This is a genomic window from Escherichia sp. XD33 (assembly GCF_019375075.1).
Lineage (GTDB): Bacteria > Pseudomonadota > Gammaproteobacteria > Enterobacterales > Enterobacteriaceae > Enterobacter > Enterobacter flexneri_A.
Map to the genome: position 1 here is coordinate 18,852 of NZ_JAENDM010000043.1, position 17,858 is coordinate 36,709.

Genomic DNA, 17,858 nt, shown 5'->3' on the forward strand with positions numbered 1-17,858 from the left:
GTATGAATATGGAAGAAATTGTGGCCCTTAGTGTAAAGCATAACGTCTCGGATCTACACCTGTGCAGCGCCTGGCCCGCACGATGGCGCATTCGCGGGCTAATGGAAGCTGCGCCGTTTGATGCGCCGGACGTCGAAGAGCTACTGCGGGAGTGGCTGGATGACGATCAGCGGGCAATATTGCTGGAAAATGGCCAGCTGGATTTTGCCGTGTCGCTGGCGGAAAACCAGCGGTTGCGTGGCAGTGCGTTCGCGCAACGGCAAGGTATTTCTCTGGCATTACGGTTGTTACCTTCGCACTGTCCACAGCTCGAACAGCTTGGTGCGCCACCGGTATTGCCGGAATTTCTCAAGAGCGAGAATGGCATGATTCTGGTGACGGGGGCGACGGGGAGTGGCAAATCTACCACGCTGGCGGCGATGGTTGGCTATCTTAATCAACATGCCGATGCGCATATTCTGACGCTGGAAGATCCTGTGGAATATCTCTATGCCAGCCAGCGATGTTTGATCCAGCAGCGGGAAATTGGTTTGCACTGTATGACGTTCGCATCGGGGTTGCGGGCCGCATTGCGGGAAGATCCTGATGTGATTTTGCTCGGAGAGCTACGTGACAGTGAGACAATCCGTCTGGCGCTGACGGCGGCAGAAACCGGGCATCTGGTGCTGGCAACCTTACATACACGTGGTGCCGCGCAGGCAGTTGAGCGACTGGTGGATTCATTTCCGGCGCAGGAAAAAGACCCCGTGCGTAATCAACTGGCAGGTAGTTTACGGGCAGTGCTGTCACAAAAGCTGGAAGTGGATAAACAGGAAGGACGCGTGGCGCTATTTGAATTGCTGATTAACACACCCGCGGTGGGGAATTTGATTCGTGAAGGGAAAACCCACCAGTTACCGCATGTTATTCAAACCGGGCAGCAGGTGGGGATGATAACGTTTCAGCAGAGTTATCAGCACCGGGTGGGGGAAGGGCGTTTGTGACGTTGCCATGCCCGATGCGCAAGCTTATCGGGCCTACAAAGGCAATAAATGTCTGATGCGACGCTAACGCGTCTTATCAGACCTACAGCCGCTGCCAGATGTGTGCTGGATAAGGTGTTCACGCAGCATCCGGCAAAATGGCCGGATGACGGTAACGACTATCCGCCAGGCTTTTAAATCGCCTTAATATCCCTGCTCGAAATAGCTTTCGAGAATAATAACCGCAGAGGCAGAGTCAACTTTGCCTTTGTTGAGCGCCCGATAGCCGCCCTGTTCAAACAGACCGGAACGGGCTTCCACGGTGCTAAGACGCTCGTCATGGAGCTTTACTTCAACACCGAAACGACCATGAATACGGTTGGCGAATTTACGCGCTCTGGCAGTCAATGGTTGCTCGGTGCCGTCCATATTCAGCGGCAAACCGACGATGATTTCGTCCGGCTGCCACTCTTTCAGTAAACGCTCGATAATGTTCCAGTCCGGCGTACCGTCCTGTGCTTTAATTGCAGGCAAAGGGCGAGCGGTGCCGGTAATGCGTTGGCCGACCGCTACGCCAATGCTTTTGGTGCCGAAGTCGAAGGCGAGTAAGGTTCCACTCATCAGGCGTGTCCTGCCACACCAGGCATGGTGAGAATATCCACACCAATCAGTTTTGCCGCCTCGCGCCAGCGGTCGGCAATCGGCGTTTTGAACAGAATATTCAGATCTGCCGGGGCCGTTAGCCACGCGTTATCGAGAATTTCTTGTTCCAGTTGACCTTTCTCCCAGGAGGCATAACCCAGAGCCACCAATACGTCAGACGGTTGTTTATCGGTGCCGAGCGTTTCCAGCACATCGCGGGAAGTGGTCATTACCGTGTTGTCTGAAATGCGAATGCTGGAAGCAAAATTGGAGGGCGGAGTATGCAAAATAAACCCGCGATCTTCAGCCAGCGGACCGCCGAGCATAACCGGTTTATCCAGACGGATTGATTCATCACGCGGCTCCGGCGTGATCTTCAGCTTTTCCAGAATCCCTTCAATTTTGAGATTTTCCAGCGGCTTGTTGACGATGATCCCCATTGCACCATTGGTATTATGTTCGCAAATGTAGACCACGGAACGACGGAAAATCGGATCCTGGAGAGCAGGCATGGCAATAAGAAAGTGATGCTGTAAATTCATTGTCAGAGGTTCTGTTTCCTGGTTCAAAAAAGCAACAGCGCCCAGTATGCGTGGAAAGAAGGGCGCTGTCACTCAGAGTCTCAACGAGATCCTTCTCGCTAAGGTGGGTTACTGCTGCTGTAAACGTGCTTCGATGGCATCCATTAACATTCCGGTGATCGACACCGGAAACTCTGCTTCAATCTCACGAATACAGGTTGGGCTGGTGACGTTAATTTCAGTCAGACGGTCGCCGATGATATCCAGACCAACAAAAATCAGCCCTTTTTCTTTCAGCGTCGGCCCGATCTGACGGGCGATTTTCCAGTCACTTTCCGTCAGCGGACGAGGTTCACCGCGACCACCGGCAGCCAGATTGCCACGGGTTTCGCCCCCCTGCGGAATACGTGCCAGGCAGTACGGTACCGGCTCGCCATCCACCACCAGCACGCGTTTGTCGCCATCTTTAATGGCTGGCAGGTAATTTTGCGCCATGCAGTAGCGAGTGCCATGCTCAGTCAGGGTTTCGGCAATCACGCCGAGGTTTGGATCGCCTTCTTTCACGCGGAAAATCGACGCGCCGCCCATACCGTCCAGCGGCTTAAGAATGATGTCGCTGTGTTTCTCCCAGAACGCTTTTAGCTGCGCTTTATTGCGCGTAACCAGCGTTTCTGGCGTTAAGTCAGAGAACCAGGCGGTAAACAGTTTCTCGTTACAGTCGCGCAGGCTCTGCGGCTTGTTAACGATCAGCGTCCCTTTCTCTTCGGCACGTTCCAGAATATAGGTCGCGTAGATAAACTCGGTATCAAACGGCGGGTCTTTACGCATCAGGATCACATCGAGATCGGCCAGCGGCAGATCCTGTTCACCGACGAACGAAAACCACTCTTCGTAGTTCTGCTTCACGTTCAGCGTGCGGGTATGGGCGCGGGCTTCACCATTGATCAGATACAGATCGCCCATCTCCATATAGTGAAGTTCGTAACCACGACGCTGTGCTTCCAGCAACATAGCAAAACTGGAATCTTTCTTGATGTTGATGTTTGCGATGGGGTCCATCACGATGCCGAGCTTGATCATTATTCTTCTCCGTTAGCCCAAATCGCCAAATCGTACTTGTAGCGCGGTAATGGCGGTGAGCGCAGTTGTCTCTGTACGCAAAACGCGAGGTCCCAACAGGATATCAGTAAATTGATAGCGGGCAGTCATGGCAATTTCATCTGCCGATAAACCGCCTTCCGGGCCAATCAGCAGGCGGACGCGTTCAACCGGTAACGGCAACGTATTGATGCTGTTACTGGCGCGCGGGTGAAGATTCAGTTTCAGTCCTTCATCCTGCTCTGCACACCAGGCTTCCAGATCCATCGCTGGACGGATTTCCGGCACCCGGTTACGACCACACTGCTCACAGGCAGCAATTGCAATCTTCTGCCACTGCTGAAGCTTCTTGTTCAGACGTTCACTATCCAGTTTAACGCCGCAGCGCTCAGAAAAAAGTGGCGTAATGAGGCTTACACCGAGTTCGATCGATTTCTGGATAGTAAATTCCATTTTTTCACCACGCGACATCACCTGACCGAGGTGAATATGCAGCGGAGATTCGCGATCGTCGATCTGGCCTTCCAGCACCTTCACTTCCACGCTTTTTTTGCTGGCGCTGGTAATTTCGGCGTCAAAGACCTGGTTGCTACCGTCAAACAATTGCAACGCCTGCCCCGGCCCCATGCGCAGTACGCGCCCGATATGGTTGGCGGCATCTTCGCAAAGCGCGATGTGAGAATGGCTGGTCAGTGGTTCAGGATGATAAATGCGGGGGATACGCATAGTTAAAAATCCGCGTCGTCTCCCCACGCGGTTGTACGCGTGGGGTAGGGGTTAACAAAAAGAATCCCGCTAGTGTAGGTTAGCTCTTTCGCGCCTGGCAAGCGCGTTGCACATACGGGTTATGATTGCCCTGCACCTTCGCGATGCGTTCATCGCGCTCGCACTCCCAGTCGGTAACCGGATACATCTTGTTCCATGCGTTGAACAGCTGCGTTTGCTGGCGAGAGAGTGTCAGGTTGTATTGGTCGCGCATATAGAAGTAGGTGCGCGCAATGGCACCGCGTGCACGCGCTGGTGGTTCGGCAGCTTTTTCTTTGAAATCGACCTTCATGGCGCATTGACCGTACTGGCCTTCACCGCCATTCCACTGGCTGTACATAAAGTTGCCGCGATCGCCATTCACCTCACCGACTGACGGCTGCAGGTTATGCATATCGCTTTCCATCTTGCGATAGACCGGATCTTTAGCGCAGTTTTTACGTCCACCGTCCTGCCAGCACTGGCGCTGGTGACCGAACTGCCAGGCGGGAACGACATGTTCCCACTCTACGCGGCTGGCGCGGTTTTCATTTTTGCGCACCTGATAGCCGCACGATTGCAGATCAACAACGCCTTTTTTGCCCTGCCAGTTAATTTTACATCCGCAATAAAACGTACCGGGCGCGTCAGCGTGGACTTTTACCGCCGCGGCTTTCGCCTGAGAAAAACTATTGATACCTTCGGCCAACGCCGGGCCGGAAAATGCTGCGCTCAGTACCACCGCAGCAATAGACAAATAACGGTACATCACTTACTCCGTGTTAAAACGAGCCAGCAACGTAGCGAAAGTTGTTTTGGTATGCAATCAGCCAGATCAGGAAAGTTCCTGATAGTTCAGATGGTTATTTCGCAACCAGCTGTTCACCGCAGTGAACACAGCGATAGACGGCCTCGCCACGAACTACGCGATTATGGCGGCGTACGGTAAGCTGATGCTCCTGGCACTTGCAGCGGTAGGAGAAGGTGTTGCGACGCACGGATTGCAGTTCGAACTGATGCGTACGACGGGCGGGAACACCCAGCACGTTTTCCATCATCCACTTCCACTCTTTGCCATGTGGCGCTACGCGGCCGAAATGTTTCCATACCAGCAAATGTGCCAGTTCGTGCGGTACCACTTCTTCAATAAAAGCTTCACTGTTTTCCAACAGCAAAACGGGATTGAGGCGAATTTCATAGCTTTCCAGCCAGGCCGTTCCGGCGGAGGTTCCGCGCTGGGTGTAAGAGAGTTTTGGCTCCGGGTAGTTACGCCCTAGCTTCAGGTTGGCCTGGGCGAGTTTTTCCCGCAGGCGACGCATAACGGCCTGTTGGATGGCGATAGGGAGACGGGATGTTTTCATAGCGGCAGAGGATAGAGCGAAGAAAAGATGACTGCAAGAGGTGGCTTCCTCCGCGATGGGAGGAAGCTTGGGGAGATTAATCGTGAGCGCCTATTTCGCGCAGTTTACGACCTTTCATCAGATTACGTTCAATATGTTCCAGCGAAACGTGTTTGGTTTCCGGTACCAGCCACAATGTCAGCAGGATAAACAGTACGTTCAGAGCCGCATACACCCAGAAGGTGTTGGCGTTACCCAGCGTGTTGAGCATGGTCAGGAACGTTGCGCCAACGATCATGTTGGCAATCCAGTTGGTGGCAGTGGAGCAGGTGATGCCAAAATCGCGGCCTTTCAGCGGCTGAATTTCGGAGCACAGTACCCAAATCAGCGGACCGGCACTCATGGCAAAACCGACAATAAACATCAGCAGCATGGCGATGGCGAAATACTGCGCCGACGGAGAGTGAATACCGATATGCATCATTGTACCGAGTACGCCCATGCCAGCAGCCATCACCAGGAAGCCCAGCGTTAGCGTTGGTTTACGTCCCCAGCGGTCAACAAGGCCGATTGCGATAAAGGTGGCAAGTACGTTGGTCAGGCCGACAATCACGGTCCCCCACATTTGCTCGGTAGTGTTGGTATAACCCGCCAGTTCGAAGATTTTCGGCGCGTAATACATGATGACGTTCATCCCGGTGAATTGCTGCATTACCTGCAACAGTACGCCAAGGAACACCGCGCGGCGGAAGTTGCTGTTCTCTTTAAACAGCGCCCAGCCACTCTGTTTAACCTGCAAACTTTCACGGATTTCATCCAGTTCGCGTTTCGCTTCCGCGCTGGTGTCACGCAGGCGTAGCAGCACGCGTTCGGCATCAACAAAACGGCGTTTGGCGGCAAACCAACGTGGGCTGTCTGGCAGGAAGAAGACACCAATCAGCAGCAAAATTGCCGGGATGATAATCACACCCAGCATCCAGCGCCATGCACCGGTGTAGCTGAAGGCTGTATCAGAAAGATAAGCACCGAGGATCCCGATAGTGATCATCAACTGATACATCGAGATCATACTGCCACGAATTTTTTCCGGCGCAATTTCAGAGAGGTACAGCGGTGCGGTATAAGAGGCCACACCCACCGCCAGCCCCAGTAGAACGCGGGAAAGAATCAGTACTTCAACGTTTGGCGCAGCCGCAGAGAACAGCGAACCGGCAACAAACAAAATTGCGCCGATCATCAGGCTCTTTTTGCGCCCGAGTTTAAAGGAGAGCCAGCCGCTGCCCACCGCACCGACTGCCGCACCGAACATCATGGAGCTTACGACCCATTCTTGCGTGTGCGAAGTAATCTGGAATTCATCTGCAATAAACGGCAGTGCGCCAGCAATTACACCGATATCCAGGCCAAAGAGTAATCCCGCCAGAGCGGCAAGGAAGCAGACGAAAAACGTCATTGCCTTGTTTGACCGCCCCTGTTTTTTAGCGTCAGGCATGATGCCCTCCAATATGGTTATTTTTTATTGTGAATTAAGATAGGTGAGTACGACGTAAAAAGATGTGAAGCAAATCACATCAGTGTAATCGCTTACACTAACATTTATCTTAGTTATGATTTAAGTGCATGAAAATAATTGAGTTATATCATCATAGATTAAACGCTGTTATCTGCAATTAAGACTTTACTGAAAAGAAATGTAACAACTGTGAAAACCGAATAATAATATGAAAATATTACAAATCTTTGTCTGTTGTGGTTGGTGTAATCGGTTTCAGTTGTGATGATAATCTGCGGTGAAACGTGATCAGGAAGAATGATGTTATTGTGCGGGCGGTTTTTTTGCCGGATGCGGCGTGAACGCCTATCCAAAAGAAAAAGGCCAGCGCGAGGCTGGCCTTTGAACGCAGGTGAAGAAAGATTACTTCAGACCGGCAGCATCGCGCAGCAGCTGCGCTTTGTCGGTTTTTTCCCACGGGAAATGTTCACGACCAAAGTGACCGTATGCTGCGGTTTCTTTGTAGATCGGGTGCAGCAGATCCAGCATCTGAATCAGACCGTATGGGCGCAGGTCGAAGAACTCACGTACCAGCAGGATCAGTTGTTCAGAAGGCACTTTCTCAGTACCGAAAGTTTCTACCATGATGGAGGTCGGTTCAGCCACGCCGATTGCGTAGGAAACCTGAATTTCACAACGATCGGCCAGGCCAGCAGCAACGATGTTTTTCGCGACATAACGTGCTGCGTAGGCTGCGGAACGGTCCACTTTTGATGGATCTTTACCAGAGAATGCACCGCCACCGTGACGCGCCATGCCGCCGTAGGTATCAACGATAATTTTACGACCAGTCAGACCGCAGTCACCCATTGGGCCACCGATAACGAAACGACCGGTCGGGTTGATGAAGAATTTGGTGGCAGAAGTCAGCCATTCAGCGGGCAGAATTGGCTTGATGATCTCTTCCATTACCGCTTCTTGCAGCGATTTCTGGTCGATCTCTTCAGAGTGCTGAGTGGAAAGCACGACAGCATCGATACCAACGATTTTGCCGTCGTCATACTGAAAAGTCACCTGGCTTTTCGCGTCCGGGCGCAGCCACGGCAGAGTGCCGTTTTTACGCACTTCAGCCTGACGCTGTACCAGACGGTGTGCATAGGTGATAGGTGCTGGCATCAGCACGTCGGTTTCATTAGTTGCGTAGCCAAACATCAGACCCTGGTCACCCGCGCCCTGTTCCAGCGGATCGGCACGGTCAACGCCCTGGTTGATGTCAGGAGACTGTTTGCCGATAGCGCTCAGAACCGCACAGGAGTTAGCGTCAAAGCCCATGTCGGAATGCACATAGCCAATTTCGCGAACGGTGTTACGGGTGATCTCTTCGATGTCTACCCAGGCGCTGGTGGTGATTTCGCCGCCAACTAAAACCATGCCGGTTTTTACGTAGGTTTCGCAAGCAACGCGTGCTTTCGGATCCTGTTCGAGGATCGCGTCTAAAACGGCATCAGAAATTTGGTCAGCAATTTTGTCAGGATGCCCTTCAGAGACGGACTCGGACGTAAAAAGGTGTTTTGCCATATTTAATATCACCTAAAGAGAATTTGGTTAGCTCAAACTGTTGTGTGGATTTTCTGTGGTAGCGGATCCTACCACGACTCTGCAGGTTAAAAACACTGGCAGTCTGAGTGTTAATCGGTATGGATGGATTAACATCTGGATGGCTATTTTAGGTCAATTCTTCACCCTATTTCCACTTTTTTTTGAATCGTGTCTCATTCTGTTAAAAACGTGGCTGGAAATTTTTCCTGACAATGCCGGCATTCTGCGTATTTATCTTTTGCAATTTTCTGCCATTGTGGGGTATAAAACGCGGCGCGCGGCTTAAATAAAAAGCACACGACGTTTCTTTCGTGTTGCCACTTCCAGCCGGGTTGAAATCAGAGTTTTGGCTTGTGGGTTCGTCTTAACAGGCGGCCGTGGAGGTGATACGAAATAATGAACCGTTGTCTGCTGCTTAACCTGTCTCACCGTTCTGGTGAAGATTCGTTCCCCGCACTCTGCATCTCTGCTTTGCATACCTGCCGATGTTATACCCATCTCGGCGCTTCTCAGGATTCAAGAGCTGGTTACAGTTACTGAGGACTGAACAAGGGCGCTCTTGTAAAAACAAGAGTTTTCTCGTGGTTTCGCCGAACTTTCACACTTACGTTCGGTTATGTGCTTAATAATGTTATGAAAAAGAAACCGGTTGCGCAGTTGGAGCGTCAGCATTCACTGCTGGAAAATCCATGTGCTTATGGGTTGTTATCGCAGTTCCAGGCTGCGATAGTCGTTAACTGTTTTACACTTAATAAAATAATTTGAGGTTCGCTATGTCTGACGACATGTCTATGGGTTTGCCTTCGTCAGCGGGCGAACACGGTGTACTACGCTCCATGCAGGAGGTTGCAATGAGCTCCCAGGAAGCCAGCAAGATGCTGCGTACTTACAATATTGCCTGGTGGGGCAATAACTACTATGACGTTAACGAGCTGGGCCACATTAGCGTGTGCCCGGACCCGGACGTCCCGGAAGCTCGCGTCGATCTCGCGCAGTTAGTGAAAACTCGTGAAGCACAGGGCCAGCGTCTGCCTGCACTGTTCTGTTTCCCACAGATCCTGCAGCACCGTTTGCGTTCCATTAACGCCGCGTTCAAACGTGCGAGGGAATCCTACGGCTATAACGGCGATTACTTCCTTGTTTATCCGATCAAAGTTAACCAGCACCGCCGCGTGATTGAGTCCCTGATTCATTCGGGCGAACCGCTGGGTCTGGAAGCCGGTTCCAAAGCCGAGTTGATGGCAGTACTGGCACATGCTGGCATGACCCGTAGCGTCATCGTCTGCAACGGTTATAAAGACCGCGAATATATCCGCCTGGCATTAATTGGCGAGAAGATGGGGCACAAGGTCTATCTGGTCATTGAGAAGATGTCAGAAATCGCCATTGTGCTGGATGAAGCAGAACGTCTGAATGTCGTTCCTCGTCTGGGCGTGCGTGCACGTCTGGCTTCGCAGGGTTCGGGTAAATGGCAGTCCTCCGGCGGGGAAAAATCGAAGTTCGGCCTGGCTGCGACTCAGGTACTGCAACTGGTTGAAACCCTGCGTGAAGCCGGGCGTCTCGACAGCCTGCAACTACTGCACTTCCACCTCGGTTCGCAGATGGCGAATATTCGCGATATCGCGACAGGCGTTCGTGAATCCGCGCGTTTCTATGTGGAACTGCACAAGCTGGGCGTCAATATTCAGTGCTTCGACGTCGGCGGCGGTCTGGGCGTGGATTATGAAGGTACTCGTTCGCAGTCCGACTGTTCGGTGAACTACGGCCTCAATGAATACGCCAACAACATTATCTGGGCGATTGGCGATGCGTGTGAAGAAAACGGTCTGCCGCATCCGACGGTAATCACCGAATCGGGTCGTGCGGTGACTGCGCATCACACCGTGCTGGTGTCTAATATCATCGGCGTGGAACGTAACGAATACACGGTGCCGACCGCGCCTGCAGAAGATGCGCCGCGCGCGCTGCAAAGCATGTGGGAAACCTGGCAGGAGATGCACGAACCGGGAACTCGCCGTTCTCTGCGTGAATGGTTACACGACAGTCAGATGGATCTGCACGACATTCATATCGGCTACTCTTCCGGCATCTTTAGCCTGCAAGAACGTGCATGGGCTGAGCAGCTTTATTTGAGCATGTGCCATGAAGTGCAAAAGCAGCTGGATCCGCAAAACCGTGCTCATCGTCCGATTATCGACGAGCTGCAGGAACGTATGGCGGACAAAATGTACGTCAACTTCTCGCTGTTCCAGTCGATGCCGGACGCATGGGGGATCGACCAGTTGTTCCCGGTTCTGCCGCTGGAAGGGCTGGATCAAGTGCCGGAACGTCGCGCTGTGCTGCTGGATATTACCTGTGACTCTGACGGTGCTATCGACCACTATATTGATGGTGACGGTATTGCCACGACAATGCCAATGCCGGAGTACGATCCAGAGAATCCGCCGATGCTCGGTTTCTTTATGGTCGGCGCATATCAGGAGATCCTCGGCAACATGCACAACCTGTTCGGTGATACCGAAGCGGTTGACGTGTTCGTCTTCCCTGACGGTAGCGTAGAAGTAGAACTGTCTGACGAAGGCGATACCGTGGCGGACATGCTGCAATATGTACAGCTCGATCCGAAAACGCTGTTAACCCAGTTCCGCGATCAAGTGAAGAAAACCGATCTTGATGCTGAACTGCAACAACAGTTCCTTGAAGAGTTCGAGGCAGGTTTGTACGGTTATACTTATCTTGAAGATGAGTAAGTCCTGTGTTACTTGAATCCGCTTAATTTAGCGGTGATAATCCGCCACAATTTATTGTGACAAATCCAACCCTTCCTCGTCGGGCCTAACGACGCGGAAGGGTTTTTTTATATCGACTTTGTAATAGGAGTCCATCCATGAGCACCTTAGGTCATCAATACGATAACTCACTGGTTTCCAATGCCTTTGGTTTTTTACGCCTGCCGATGAACTTCCAGCCGTATGACAGCGATGCAGACTGGGTGATTACTGGCGTGCCGTTCGATATGGCCACTTCTGGTCGTGCGGGTGGTCGCCACGGTCCGGCAGCGATCCGTCAGGTTTCGACGAATCTGGCCTGGGAACACAACCGCTTCCCGTGGAATTTCGACATGCGTGAGCGTCTGAACGTCGTGGACTGCGGCGATCTGGTATATGCCTTTGGCGATGCCCGTGAGATGAGCGAAAAGCTGCAGGCGCACGCCGAGAAGCTGCTGGCTGCCGGTAAGCGTATGCTCTCTTTCGGTGGTGACCACTTTGTTACGCTGCCGCTGCTGCGTGCTCATGCGAAGCATTTCGGCAAAATGGCGCTGGTACACTTTGACGCCCACACCGATACCTATGCGAACGGTTGTGAATTTGACCACGGCACTATGTTCTATACCGCGCCGAAAGAAGGTCTGATCGACCCGAATCATTCCGTGCAGATTGGTATTCGTACCGAGTTTGATAAAGACAACGGCTTTACCGTGCTGGACGCCTGCCAGGTGAACGATCGCAGCGTGGATGACGTTATCGCCCAAGTGAAACAGATTGTGGGTGATATGCCGGTTTACCTGACTTTTGATATCGACTGCCTGGATCCTGCTTTTGCACCAGGCACCGGTACGCCAGTGATTGGCGGCCTGACCTCCGATCGCGCTATTAAACTGGTACGCGGCCTGAAAGATCTCAACATTGTTGGGATGGACGTAGTGGAAGTGGCTCCGGCATACGATCAGTCGGAAATCACTGCTCTGGCAGCGGCAACGCTGGCGCTGGAAATGCTGTATATTCAGGCGGCGAAAAAGGGCGAGTAAGCACCAGATGCGATGCGCACGGGTAAAACGTGCCATTAATGTCGGATGCGGCGTGAACGCCTTATCCGACCTACGTTCGGCACCCGTAGGCCGGATAAGATGCGCCAGCATCGCATCCGGCAATGCGCACAAGGTAACAAATGTGCCATTCATGTCAGATGCGGCGTGAACGCCTTATCTGACCTACGTTCGACACCACCAGGCTTTACTTAATCCCATCCGCGCTCATGCGATCGCGAATATGCTGGGCGCGTTCGGCGGATGCAGGATGGTCGTCAAACATTGAGCTTTGGCGACCTTCTTCCAGTTTTGCCAGTTTTTCAAAGCTGGTGGCAAGACCTGCCGGGCTGATGCCGCGTTGGCGCAGAAGATCGTAAGAATAATCATCGGCTTCTGCTTCCTGGCGCTGGGAGAATTGCGAATTGACTAATTTCTCGCCCAGATTACCAAGTTGTGATTGAGATAAACTTCCGACAATCCCGCCCGCAGAGGCCGCAGCTACTCGCACGGCATTTGTACCAAGTGCCACCTGCATTCCTTTTTTCACATGGCCTAACGCCACGTGCCCCATTTCGTGACCGATCACCGCTTCGACTTCGTTATCCGTCATCATATCCATCAGCCCGCTATAGACACGGATACAGCCGTTAGCCATTGCAAAGGCGTTCACATCCTTCGCCATATACACTTTGTAATTTACCGGCTGACCGTTGATATTGTTGCCTAGCGCATTGGCAATAGTTGTCAGACGTTTAGCGTATTCGCTATTGGCTGGCGCAATCGTCGCCTTGCTGTCCATCTCCTGACATGCCTGATCGCTCAGGGCTTTCACCTGCGCATCACTCAAACTGTAAGCCTGAAAAGCTTCCGCTCCTGATGAGAGCAGTCCGTTGGAGTCCATATTCTGGCAACCGGTCAGTACCGTTGCCACGCTCATTGCTACCAATAAGGCGCGAATTTTCATGTTTTCTCTTCCGCACAAGGTCAGGATTATTCTAAAAATGCGCCGTTTGCAGGTGAATCGACGCTCAGTCTCAGTATAAGGAAAAGCGCAGCGGACGGGCGAGTAGATTGCGCAACATGCGAGCATGATCCAGAGATTTCTGAAGCGGCAAAAGGATGTTCCATGTACATGACGCGCGGCTTGCGGTAAATTGTTGGCAAATTTTCCGGCGTAGCCCAAAACGCGCTGTCGTCAAGTCGTTAAGGGCGTGCCCTTCATCATCCGATCTGGAGTCAAAATGTCCTCACGTAAAGAGCTTGCCAATGCTATTCGTGCGCTGAGCATGGACGCAGTACAGAAAGCCAAATCCGGTCACCCGGGTGCCCCTATGGGTATGGCTGACATTGCCGAAGTCCTGTGGCGTGATTTCCTGAAACACAACCCGCAGAATCCGTCCTGGGCTGACCGTGACCGCTTCGTGCTGTCCAACGGCCACGGCTCCATGCTGATCTACAGCCTGCTGCACCTCACCGGTTACGATCTGCCGATGGAAGAACTGAAAAACTTCCGTCAGCTGCACTCTAAAACTCCGGGTCACCCGGAAGTGGGTTACACCGCTGGTGTGGAAACCACCACCGGTCCGCTGGGTCAGGGTATTGCCAACGCAGTCGGTATGGCGATTGCAGAAAAAACGCTGGCGGCGCAGTTTAACCGTCCGGGCCACGACATCGTCGACCACTACACCTACGCCTTCATGGGCGACGGCTGCATGATGGAAGGCATCTCCCACGAAGTTTGCTCTCTGGCGGGTACGCTGAAGCTGGGTAAACTGATTGCATTCTACGATGACAACGGTATTTCTATCGATGGTCACGTTGAAGGCTGGTTCACCGACGACACCGCAATGCGTTTCGAAGCTTACGGCTGGCACGTTATTCGCGACATCGACGGTCATGACGCGGCATCTATCAAACGCGCAGTAGAAGAAGCGCGCGCAGTGACTGACAAACCTTCCCTGCTGATGTGCAAAACCATCATCGGTTTCGGTTCCCCGAACAAAGCCGGTACCCACGACTCCCACGGTGCGCCGCTGGGCGACGCTGAAATTGCCCTGACCCGCGAACAACTGGGCTGGAAATATGCGCCGTTCGAAATCCCGTCTGAAATCTATGCTCAGTGGGATGCGAAAGAAGCAGGCCAGGCGAAAGAATCCGCATGGAACGAGAAATTCGCTGCTTACGCGAAAGCTTATCCGCAGGAAGCCGCTGAATTTACCCGCCGTATGAAAGGCGAAATGCCGTCTGACTTCGACGCTAAAGCGAAAGAGTTCATCGCTAAACTGCAGGCTAATCCGGCGAAAATCGCCAGCCGTAAAGCGTCTCAGAATGCTATCGAAGCGTTCGGTCCGCTGTTGCCGGAATTCCTCGGCGGTTCTGCTGACCTGGCGCCGTCTAACCTGACCCTGTGGTCTGGTTCTAAAGCAATCAACGAAGATGCTGCGGGTAACTACATCCACTACGGTGTTCGCGAGTTCGGTATGACCGCGATTGCTAACGGTATCTCCCTGCACGGTGGCTTCCTGCCGTACACCTCCACCTTCCTGATGTTCGTGGAATACGCACGTAACGCCGTACGTATGGCTGCGCTGATGAAACAGCGTCAGGTGATGGTTTACACCCACGACTCCATCGGTCTGGGCGAAGACGGCCCGACTCACCAGCCGGTTGAGCAGGTCGCTTCTCTGCGCGTAACCCCGAACATGTCTACATGGCGTCCGTGTGACCAGGTTGAATCCGCGGTCGCGTGGAAATACGGTGTTGAGCGTCAGGACGGCCCGACCGCACTGATCCTCTCCCGTCAGAACCTGGCGCAGCAGGAACGAACTGAAGAGCAACTGGCAAACATCGCGCGCGGTGGTTATGTGCTGAAAGACTGCGCCGGTCAGCCGGAACTGATTTTCATCGCTACCGGTTCAGAAGTTGAACTGGCTGTTGCTGCCTACGAAAAACTGACTGCCGAAGGCGTGAAAGCGCGCGTGGTGTCCATGCCGTCTACCGACGCATTTGACAAGCAGGATGCTGCTTACCGTGAATCCGTACTGCCGAAAGCGGTTACTGCACGCGTTGCTGTAGAAGCGGGTATTGCTGACTACTGGTACAAGTATGTTGGCCTGAACGGTGCTATCGTCGGTATGACCACCTTCGGTGAATCTGCTCCGGCAGAGCTGCTGTTTGAAGAGTTCGGCTTCACTGTTGATAACGTTGTTGCGAAAGCAAAAGAACTGCTGTAATTAGCATTTCGGGTAAAAAGGTCGCTTCGGCGACCTTTTTTATTACCTTGATATGTCCGTTTGCGGACAAGCAATAGATAAGGCGTGTTGTAGATCACAAATATTTATATGCAATAAATATCAATTATGTAATATGCATCACGATATGCGTATTGACATTTGTTGTTATATCTATAACTCAATGTTATATAAGAAATTAATAATTCACTGTTTTCAAAACACCGGTTTCCCTGCTCAATTGCTTTCATTAAACCGCACGAGTATTTTATTTTTACCGCCGGACGGTACCCTAAAAATAAAATAAGGATAATTTATGCGGCTTAGTGATTATTTTCCAGAATCATCAATCTCAGTTATACATTCAGCAAAAGATTGGCAGGAAGCTATCGATTTCTCGATGGTATCATTGCTGGATAAAAACTATATCAGCGAGAATTACATTCAGGCAATTAAAGATTCCACCATTAACAATGGCCCTTATTATATTCTCGCACCAGGCGTGGCAATGCCTCATGCGCGACCGGAATGTGGGGCGCTTAAAACCGGGATGTCTTTGACATTACTTGAACAAGGTGTTTATTTTCCGGGGAATGACGAACCAATTAAATTACTCATCGGACTCTCTGCTGCCGATGCCGATTCGCACATTGACGCTATTCAGGCGTTAAGTGAATTACTGTGCGAAGAAGAAATACTCGAACAACTCTTAACAGCATCATCAGAAAAACAATTAGCGGACATTATCAGCCGCGGATAATTACTCTCTCCTCTACAGGATAATATTATGGAAAACAAGTCTGCTCGTGCAAAGGTCCAGGCTTTTGGGGGCTTTTTGACTGCAATGGTCATCCCCAATATTGGTGCTTTTATTGCCTGGGGTTTTATTACTGCGTTATTTATTCCCACCGGTTGGCTGCCTAACGAACATTTCGCCAAAATTGTCGGCCCGATGATTACCTATTTATTGCCCGTGATGATTGGTTCTACAGGTGGTCATCTGGTCGGCGGTAAACGCGGGGCGGTCATGGGCGGAATAGGTACTATTGGTGTGATCGTTGGCGCAGAGATCCCGATGTTCCTTGGCTCAATGATCATGGGGCCGCTCGGTGGGTTGGTCATAAAATATGTCGATAAGGCACTGGAAAAACGCATACCTGCCGGTTTTGAGATGGTTATCAATAACTTCTCATTAGGTATCGCGGGGATGCTCCTTTGTCTGCTGGGTTTTGAAGTTATCGGCCCGGCGGTGTTAATTGCCAATACTTTCGTCAAAGAGTGTATTGAGGCGCTGGTACATGCGGGTTATCTGCCATTGTTGTCAGTCATCAATGAACCGGCGAAAGTGCTTTTCCTCAATAATGCGATCGATCAGGGCGTCTATTATCCGCTGGGAATGCAACAGGCTTCGGTTAACGGTAAATCCATCTTCTTTATGGTGGCCTCTAACCCAGGTCCGGGCCTGGGGCTGCTGCTGGCGTTTACCTTGTTTGGTAAAGGGATGAGTAAACGTTCTGCGCCCGGGGCGATGATTATTCACTTCCTCGGTGGGATCCACGAACTGTATTTCCCATATGTGCTGATGAAGCCGCTGACTATTATTGCCATGATTGCGGGCGGTATGTCTGGCACCTGGATGTTTAACTTACTGGACGGTGGTCTGGTGGCTGGCCCAAGTCCGGGGTCTATCTTTGCTTACCTGGCGCTGACGCCGAAAGGTTCGTTCCTGGCGACAATTGCCGGTGTTACGGTAGGTACCCTGGTGTCCTTTGCTATCACTTCGCTGATACTGAAGATGGAAAAAACGGTGGAAACGGTGAGCGAAGATGAGTTTGCTCAGTCAGCCAATGCGGTTAAGGCGATGAAACAAGAGGGTGCATTCTCGTTAAGCAGGGTTAAGCGTATCGCCTTTGTTTGCGATGCGGGGATGGGCTCCAGTGCGATGGGCGCGACCACCTTCCGTAAACGCCTGGAAAAAGCGGGGCTGGCAATTGAAGTAAAACATTACGCCATAGAAAACGTGCCTGCGGATGCGGATATCGTCGTTACTCATGCCAGTCTGGAAGGGCGCGTGAAACGTGTGACGGATAAACCACTGATATTGATTAATAACTATATTGGCGATCCAAAACTCGACACTTTATTTAATCAATTAACCGCCGAACATAAACACTGATTACAGGGTAATGACTCCAACTTATTGATAGTGTTTTATGTTCAGATAATGCCCGATGACTTTGTCATGCAGCTCCACCGATTTTGAGAACGACAGTGACTTCCGTCCCAGCCTTGCCAGATGTTGTCTCAGATTCAGGTTATGCCGCTCAATTCGCTGAGTGTAACGCTTGCTGATTACGTGCAGCTTTCCCTTCAGGCGGGATTCATACAGCGGCCAGCCATCCGTCATCCATACCACGACCTC

The 17,858-nt window shown here is 51.9% G+C and carries 20 protein-coding genes; 10 read left to right on the forward strand and 10 right to left on the reverse strand.

Annotation, left to right across the window (positions count from 1 at the left end; genetic code table 11):
* Positions 1–2: 2 nt before the first annotated feature.
* Positions 3–983 carry a PilT/PilU family type 4a pilus ATPase gene (locus tag K0778_RS19525; protein ID WP_063084580.1) on the forward strand — a complete coding sequence of 327 codons (981 nt, stop codon included), beginning with the start codon at positions 3–5 and terminating at the stop codon, positions 981–983.
* A gap of 48 nt (positions 984–1,031) precedes the next feature.
* Entirely contained in the window at positions 1,032–1,160 is a 129-nt protein-coding gene (locus K0778_RS27780; RefSeq protein ID WP_001278270.1) for a hypothetical protein, read from the forward strand.
* Positions 1,161–1,166: 6 nt separating this feature from the next.
* Here the strand turns inward: K0778_RS27780 and ruvX are convergent, their stop codons facing one another.
* The 8 genes from ruvX to metK form a co-directional block, all read right to left on the reverse strand.
* Positions 1,167–1,583, reverse strand: a complete 417-nt coding sequence (ruvX, locus tag K0778_RS19530) for a Holliday junction resolvase RuvX (RefSeq protein WP_000017106.1) — start codon at positions 1,581–1,583, stop codon at positions 1,167–1,169.
* Positions 1,583–2,146, reverse strand: coding sequence for a YqgE/AlgH family protein (locus tag K0778_RS19535; RefSeq protein ID WP_001053178.1), 564 nt, complete (start codon positions 2,144–2,146; stop codon positions 1,583–1,585). The genes ruvX and K0778_RS19535 overlap by 1 nt, the downstream gene beginning before the upstream one ends.
* Before the next feature lie 108 nt (positions 2,147–2,254).
* Entirely contained in the window at positions 2,255–3,205 is a 951-nt protein-coding gene (gene gshB, locus K0778_RS19540; protein ID WP_000593273.1) for a glutathione synthase, read from the reverse strand.
* A 12-nt stretch (positions 3,206–3,217) separates the two neighbouring features.
* Entirely contained in the window at positions 3,218–3,949 is a 732-nt protein-coding gene (rsmE, locus tag K0778_RS19545; RefSeq protein ID WP_001222509.1) for a 16S rRNA (uracil(1498)-N(3))-methyltransferase, read from the reverse strand.
* Positions 3,950–4,028: 79 nt separating this feature from the next.
* On the reverse strand, positions 4,029–4,736 hold the full coding sequence (gene endA, locus K0778_RS19550) for a deoxyribonuclease I (RefSeq protein ID WP_000286500.1): 708 nt from the start codon (positions 4,734–4,736) through the stop codon (positions 4,029–4,031).
* A 94-nt stretch (positions 4,737–4,830) separates the two neighbouring features.
* Positions 4,831–5,328, reverse strand: coding sequence for a SprT family zinc-dependent metalloprotease (locus K0778_RS19555; RefSeq protein ID WP_063084581.1), 498 nt, complete (start codon positions 5,326–5,328; stop codon positions 4,831–4,833).
* A 76-nt stretch (positions 5,329–5,404) separates the two neighbouring features.
* Positions 5,405–6,799 carry a galactose/proton symporter gene (gene galP / locus K0778_RS19560; RefSeq protein ID WP_001112301.1) on the reverse strand — a complete coding sequence of 465 codons (1,395 nt, stop codon included), beginning with the start codon at positions 6,797–6,799 and terminating at the stop codon, positions 5,405–5,407.
* A gap of 423 nt (positions 6,800–7,222) precedes the next feature.
* Positions 7,223–8,377 carry a methionine adenosyltransferase gene (gene metK, locus K0778_RS19565; protein ID WP_063084582.1) on the reverse strand — a complete coding sequence of 385 codons (1,155 nt, stop codon included), beginning with the start codon at positions 8,375–8,377 and terminating at the stop codon, positions 7,223–7,225.
* Positions 8,378–8,432: 55 nt separating this feature from the next.
* Between metK and yqgD the strand changes: the two genes are divergently transcribed.
* From yqgD to speB, 5 genes are all read left to right on the forward strand, one after another.
* Entirely contained in the window at positions 8,433–8,684 is a 252-nt protein-coding gene (yqgD, locus tag K0778_RS28365) for a protein YqgD (protein WP_001326496.1), read from the forward strand.
* 110 nt (positions 8,685–8,794) lie between these two features.
* Positions 8,795–8,938 carry a protein YqgG gene (gene yqgG, locus K0778_RS28370; RefSeq protein WP_001297404.1) on the forward strand — a complete coding sequence of 48 codons (144 nt, stop codon included), beginning with the start codon at positions 8,795–8,797 and terminating at the stop codon, positions 8,936–8,938.
* Positions 8,939–9,031: 93 nt separating this feature from the next.
* Positions 9,032–9,163 carry an acid stress response protein YqgB gene (gene yqgB, locus K0778_RS19575; RefSeq protein ID WP_001297406.1) on the forward strand — a complete coding sequence of 44 codons (132 nt, stop codon included), beginning with the start codon at positions 9,032–9,034 and terminating at the stop codon, positions 9,161–9,163.
* A gap of 8 nt (positions 9,164–9,171) precedes the next feature.
* The gene (gene speA / locus K0778_RS19580; RefSeq protein ID WP_001300904.1) at positions 9,172–11,148 is read left to right on the forward strand and encodes a biosynthetic arginine decarboxylase; all 1,977 of its coding nucleotides are present in this window, start codon (positions 9,172–9,174) and stop codon (positions 11,146–11,148) included.
* 137 nt (positions 11,149–11,285) lie between these two features.
* Positions 11,286–12,206 carry an agmatinase gene (speB, locus tag K0778_RS19585; protein WP_000105566.1) on the forward strand — a complete coding sequence of 307 codons (921 nt, stop codon included), beginning with the start codon at positions 11,286–11,288 and terminating at the stop codon, positions 12,204–12,206.
* A gap of 205 nt (positions 12,207–12,411) precedes the next feature.
* Here the strand turns inward: speB and loiP are convergent, their stop codons facing one another.
* Complete coding sequence (gene loiP / locus K0778_RS19590) at positions 12,412–13,170, reverse strand: metalloprotease LoiP (protein WP_001319878.1); 759 nt, start codon at positions 13,168–13,170, stop codon at positions 12,412–12,414.
* 277 nt (positions 13,171–13,447) lie between these two features.
* Between loiP and tkt the strand changes: the two genes are divergently transcribed.
* The 3 genes from tkt (at position 13,448) to cmtA (ending at position 17,612) form a co-directional block, all read left to right on the forward strand.
* The gene (tkt, locus tag K0778_RS19595; protein WP_000098614.1) at positions 13,448–15,439 is read left to right on the forward strand and encodes a transketolase; all 1,992 of its coding nucleotides are present in this window, start codon (positions 13,448–13,450) and stop codon (positions 15,437–15,439) included.
* 313 nt (positions 15,440–15,752) lie between these two features.
* Positions 15,753–16,196 carry a PTS mannitol transporter subunit IIA gene (cmtB, locus tag K0778_RS19600; protein ID WP_064186665.1) on the forward strand — a complete coding sequence of 148 codons (444 nt, stop codon included), beginning with the start codon at positions 15,753–15,755 and terminating at the stop codon, positions 16,194–16,196.
* Positions 16,197–16,223: 27 nt separating this feature from the next.
* The gene (cmtA, locus tag K0778_RS19605; protein WP_000428819.1) at positions 16,224–17,612 is read left to right on the forward strand and encodes a PTS mannitol transporter subunit IICB; all 1,389 of its coding nucleotides are present in this window, start codon (positions 16,224–16,226) and stop codon (positions 17,610–17,612) included.
* A 21-nt stretch (positions 17,613–17,633) separates the two neighbouring features.
* Here cmtA and K0778_RS19610 read toward each other — a convergent pair.
* The coding region (locus tag K0778_RS19610; RefSeq protein ID WP_024169623.1) for an IS1 family transposase at positions 17,634–17,858 on the reverse strand (225 nt) is incomplete at its 5' end.

What these genes read in the sequence shown, in the direction of transcription:
- K0778_RS19525 (WP_063084580.1), top strand. Translation starts at nt 3, where the DNA reads ATGAATATGGAAGAAATTGTGGCCCTTAGTGTAAAGCATAACGTCTCG.
- K0778_RS27780 (WP_001278270.1), top strand. Translation starts at nt 1,032, where the DNA reads ATGTCTGATGCGACGCTAACGCGTCTTATCAGACCTACAGCCGCTGCC.
- ruvX (WP_000017106.1), bottom strand. Translation starts at nt 1,583, where the DNA reads ATGAGTGGAACCTTACTCGCCTTCGACTTCGGCACCAAAAGCATTGGC.
- K0778_RS19535 (WP_001053178.1), bottom strand. Translation starts at nt 2,146, where the DNA reads ATGAATTTACAGCATCACTTTCTTATTGCCATGCCTGCTCTCCAGGAT.
- gshB (WP_000593273.1), bottom strand. Translation starts at nt 3,205, where the DNA reads ATGATCAAGCTCGGCATCGTGATGGACCCCATCGCAAACATCAACATC.
- rsmE (WP_001222509.1), bottom strand. Translation starts at nt 3,949, where the DNA reads ATGCGTATCCCCCGCATTTATCATCCTGAACCACTGACCAGCCATTCT.
- endA (WP_000286500.1), bottom strand. Translation starts at nt 4,736, where the DNA reads ATGTACCGTTATTTGTCTATTGCTGCGGTGGTACTGAGCGCAGCATTT.
- K0778_RS19555 (WP_063084581.1), bottom strand. Translation starts at nt 5,328, where the DNA reads ATGAAAACATCCCGTCTCCCTATCGCCATCCAACAGGCCGTTATGCGT.
- galP (WP_001112301.1), bottom strand. Translation starts at nt 6,799, where the DNA reads ATGCCTGACGCTAAAAAACAGGGGCGGTCAAACAAGGCAATGACGTTT.
- metK (WP_063084582.1), bottom strand. Translation starts at nt 8,377, where the DNA reads ATGGCAAAACACCTTTTTACGTCCGAGTCCGTCTCTGAAGGGCATCCT.
- yqgG (WP_001297404.1), top strand. Translation starts at nt 8,795, where the DNA reads ATGAACCGTTGTCTGCTGCTTAACCTGTCTCACCGTTCTGGTGAAGAT.
- yqgB (WP_001297406.1), top strand. Translation starts at nt 9,032, where the DNA reads ATGAAAAAGAAACCGGTTGCGCAGTTGGAGCGTCAGCATTCACTGCTG.
- speA (WP_001300904.1), top strand. Translation starts at nt 9,172, where the DNA reads ATGTCTGACGACATGTCTATGGGTTTGCCTTCGTCAGCGGGCGAACAC.
- speB (WP_000105566.1), top strand. Translation starts at nt 11,286, where the DNA reads ATGAGCACCTTAGGTCATCAATACGATAACTCACTGGTTTCCAATGCC.
- loiP (WP_001319878.1), bottom strand. Translation starts at nt 13,170, where the DNA reads ATGAAAATTCGCGCCTTATTGGTAGCAATGAGCGTGGCAACGGTACTG.
- tkt (WP_000098614.1), top strand. Translation starts at nt 13,448, where the DNA reads ATGTCCTCACGTAAAGAGCTTGCCAATGCTATTCGTGCGCTGAGCATG.
- cmtB (WP_064186665.1), top strand. Translation starts at nt 15,753, where the DNA reads ATGCGGCTTAGTGATTATTTTCCAGAATCATCAATCTCAGTTATACAT.
- cmtA (WP_000428819.1), top strand. Translation starts at nt 16,224, where the DNA reads ATGGAAAACAAGTCTGCTCGTGCAAAGGTCCAGGCTTTTGGGGGCTTT.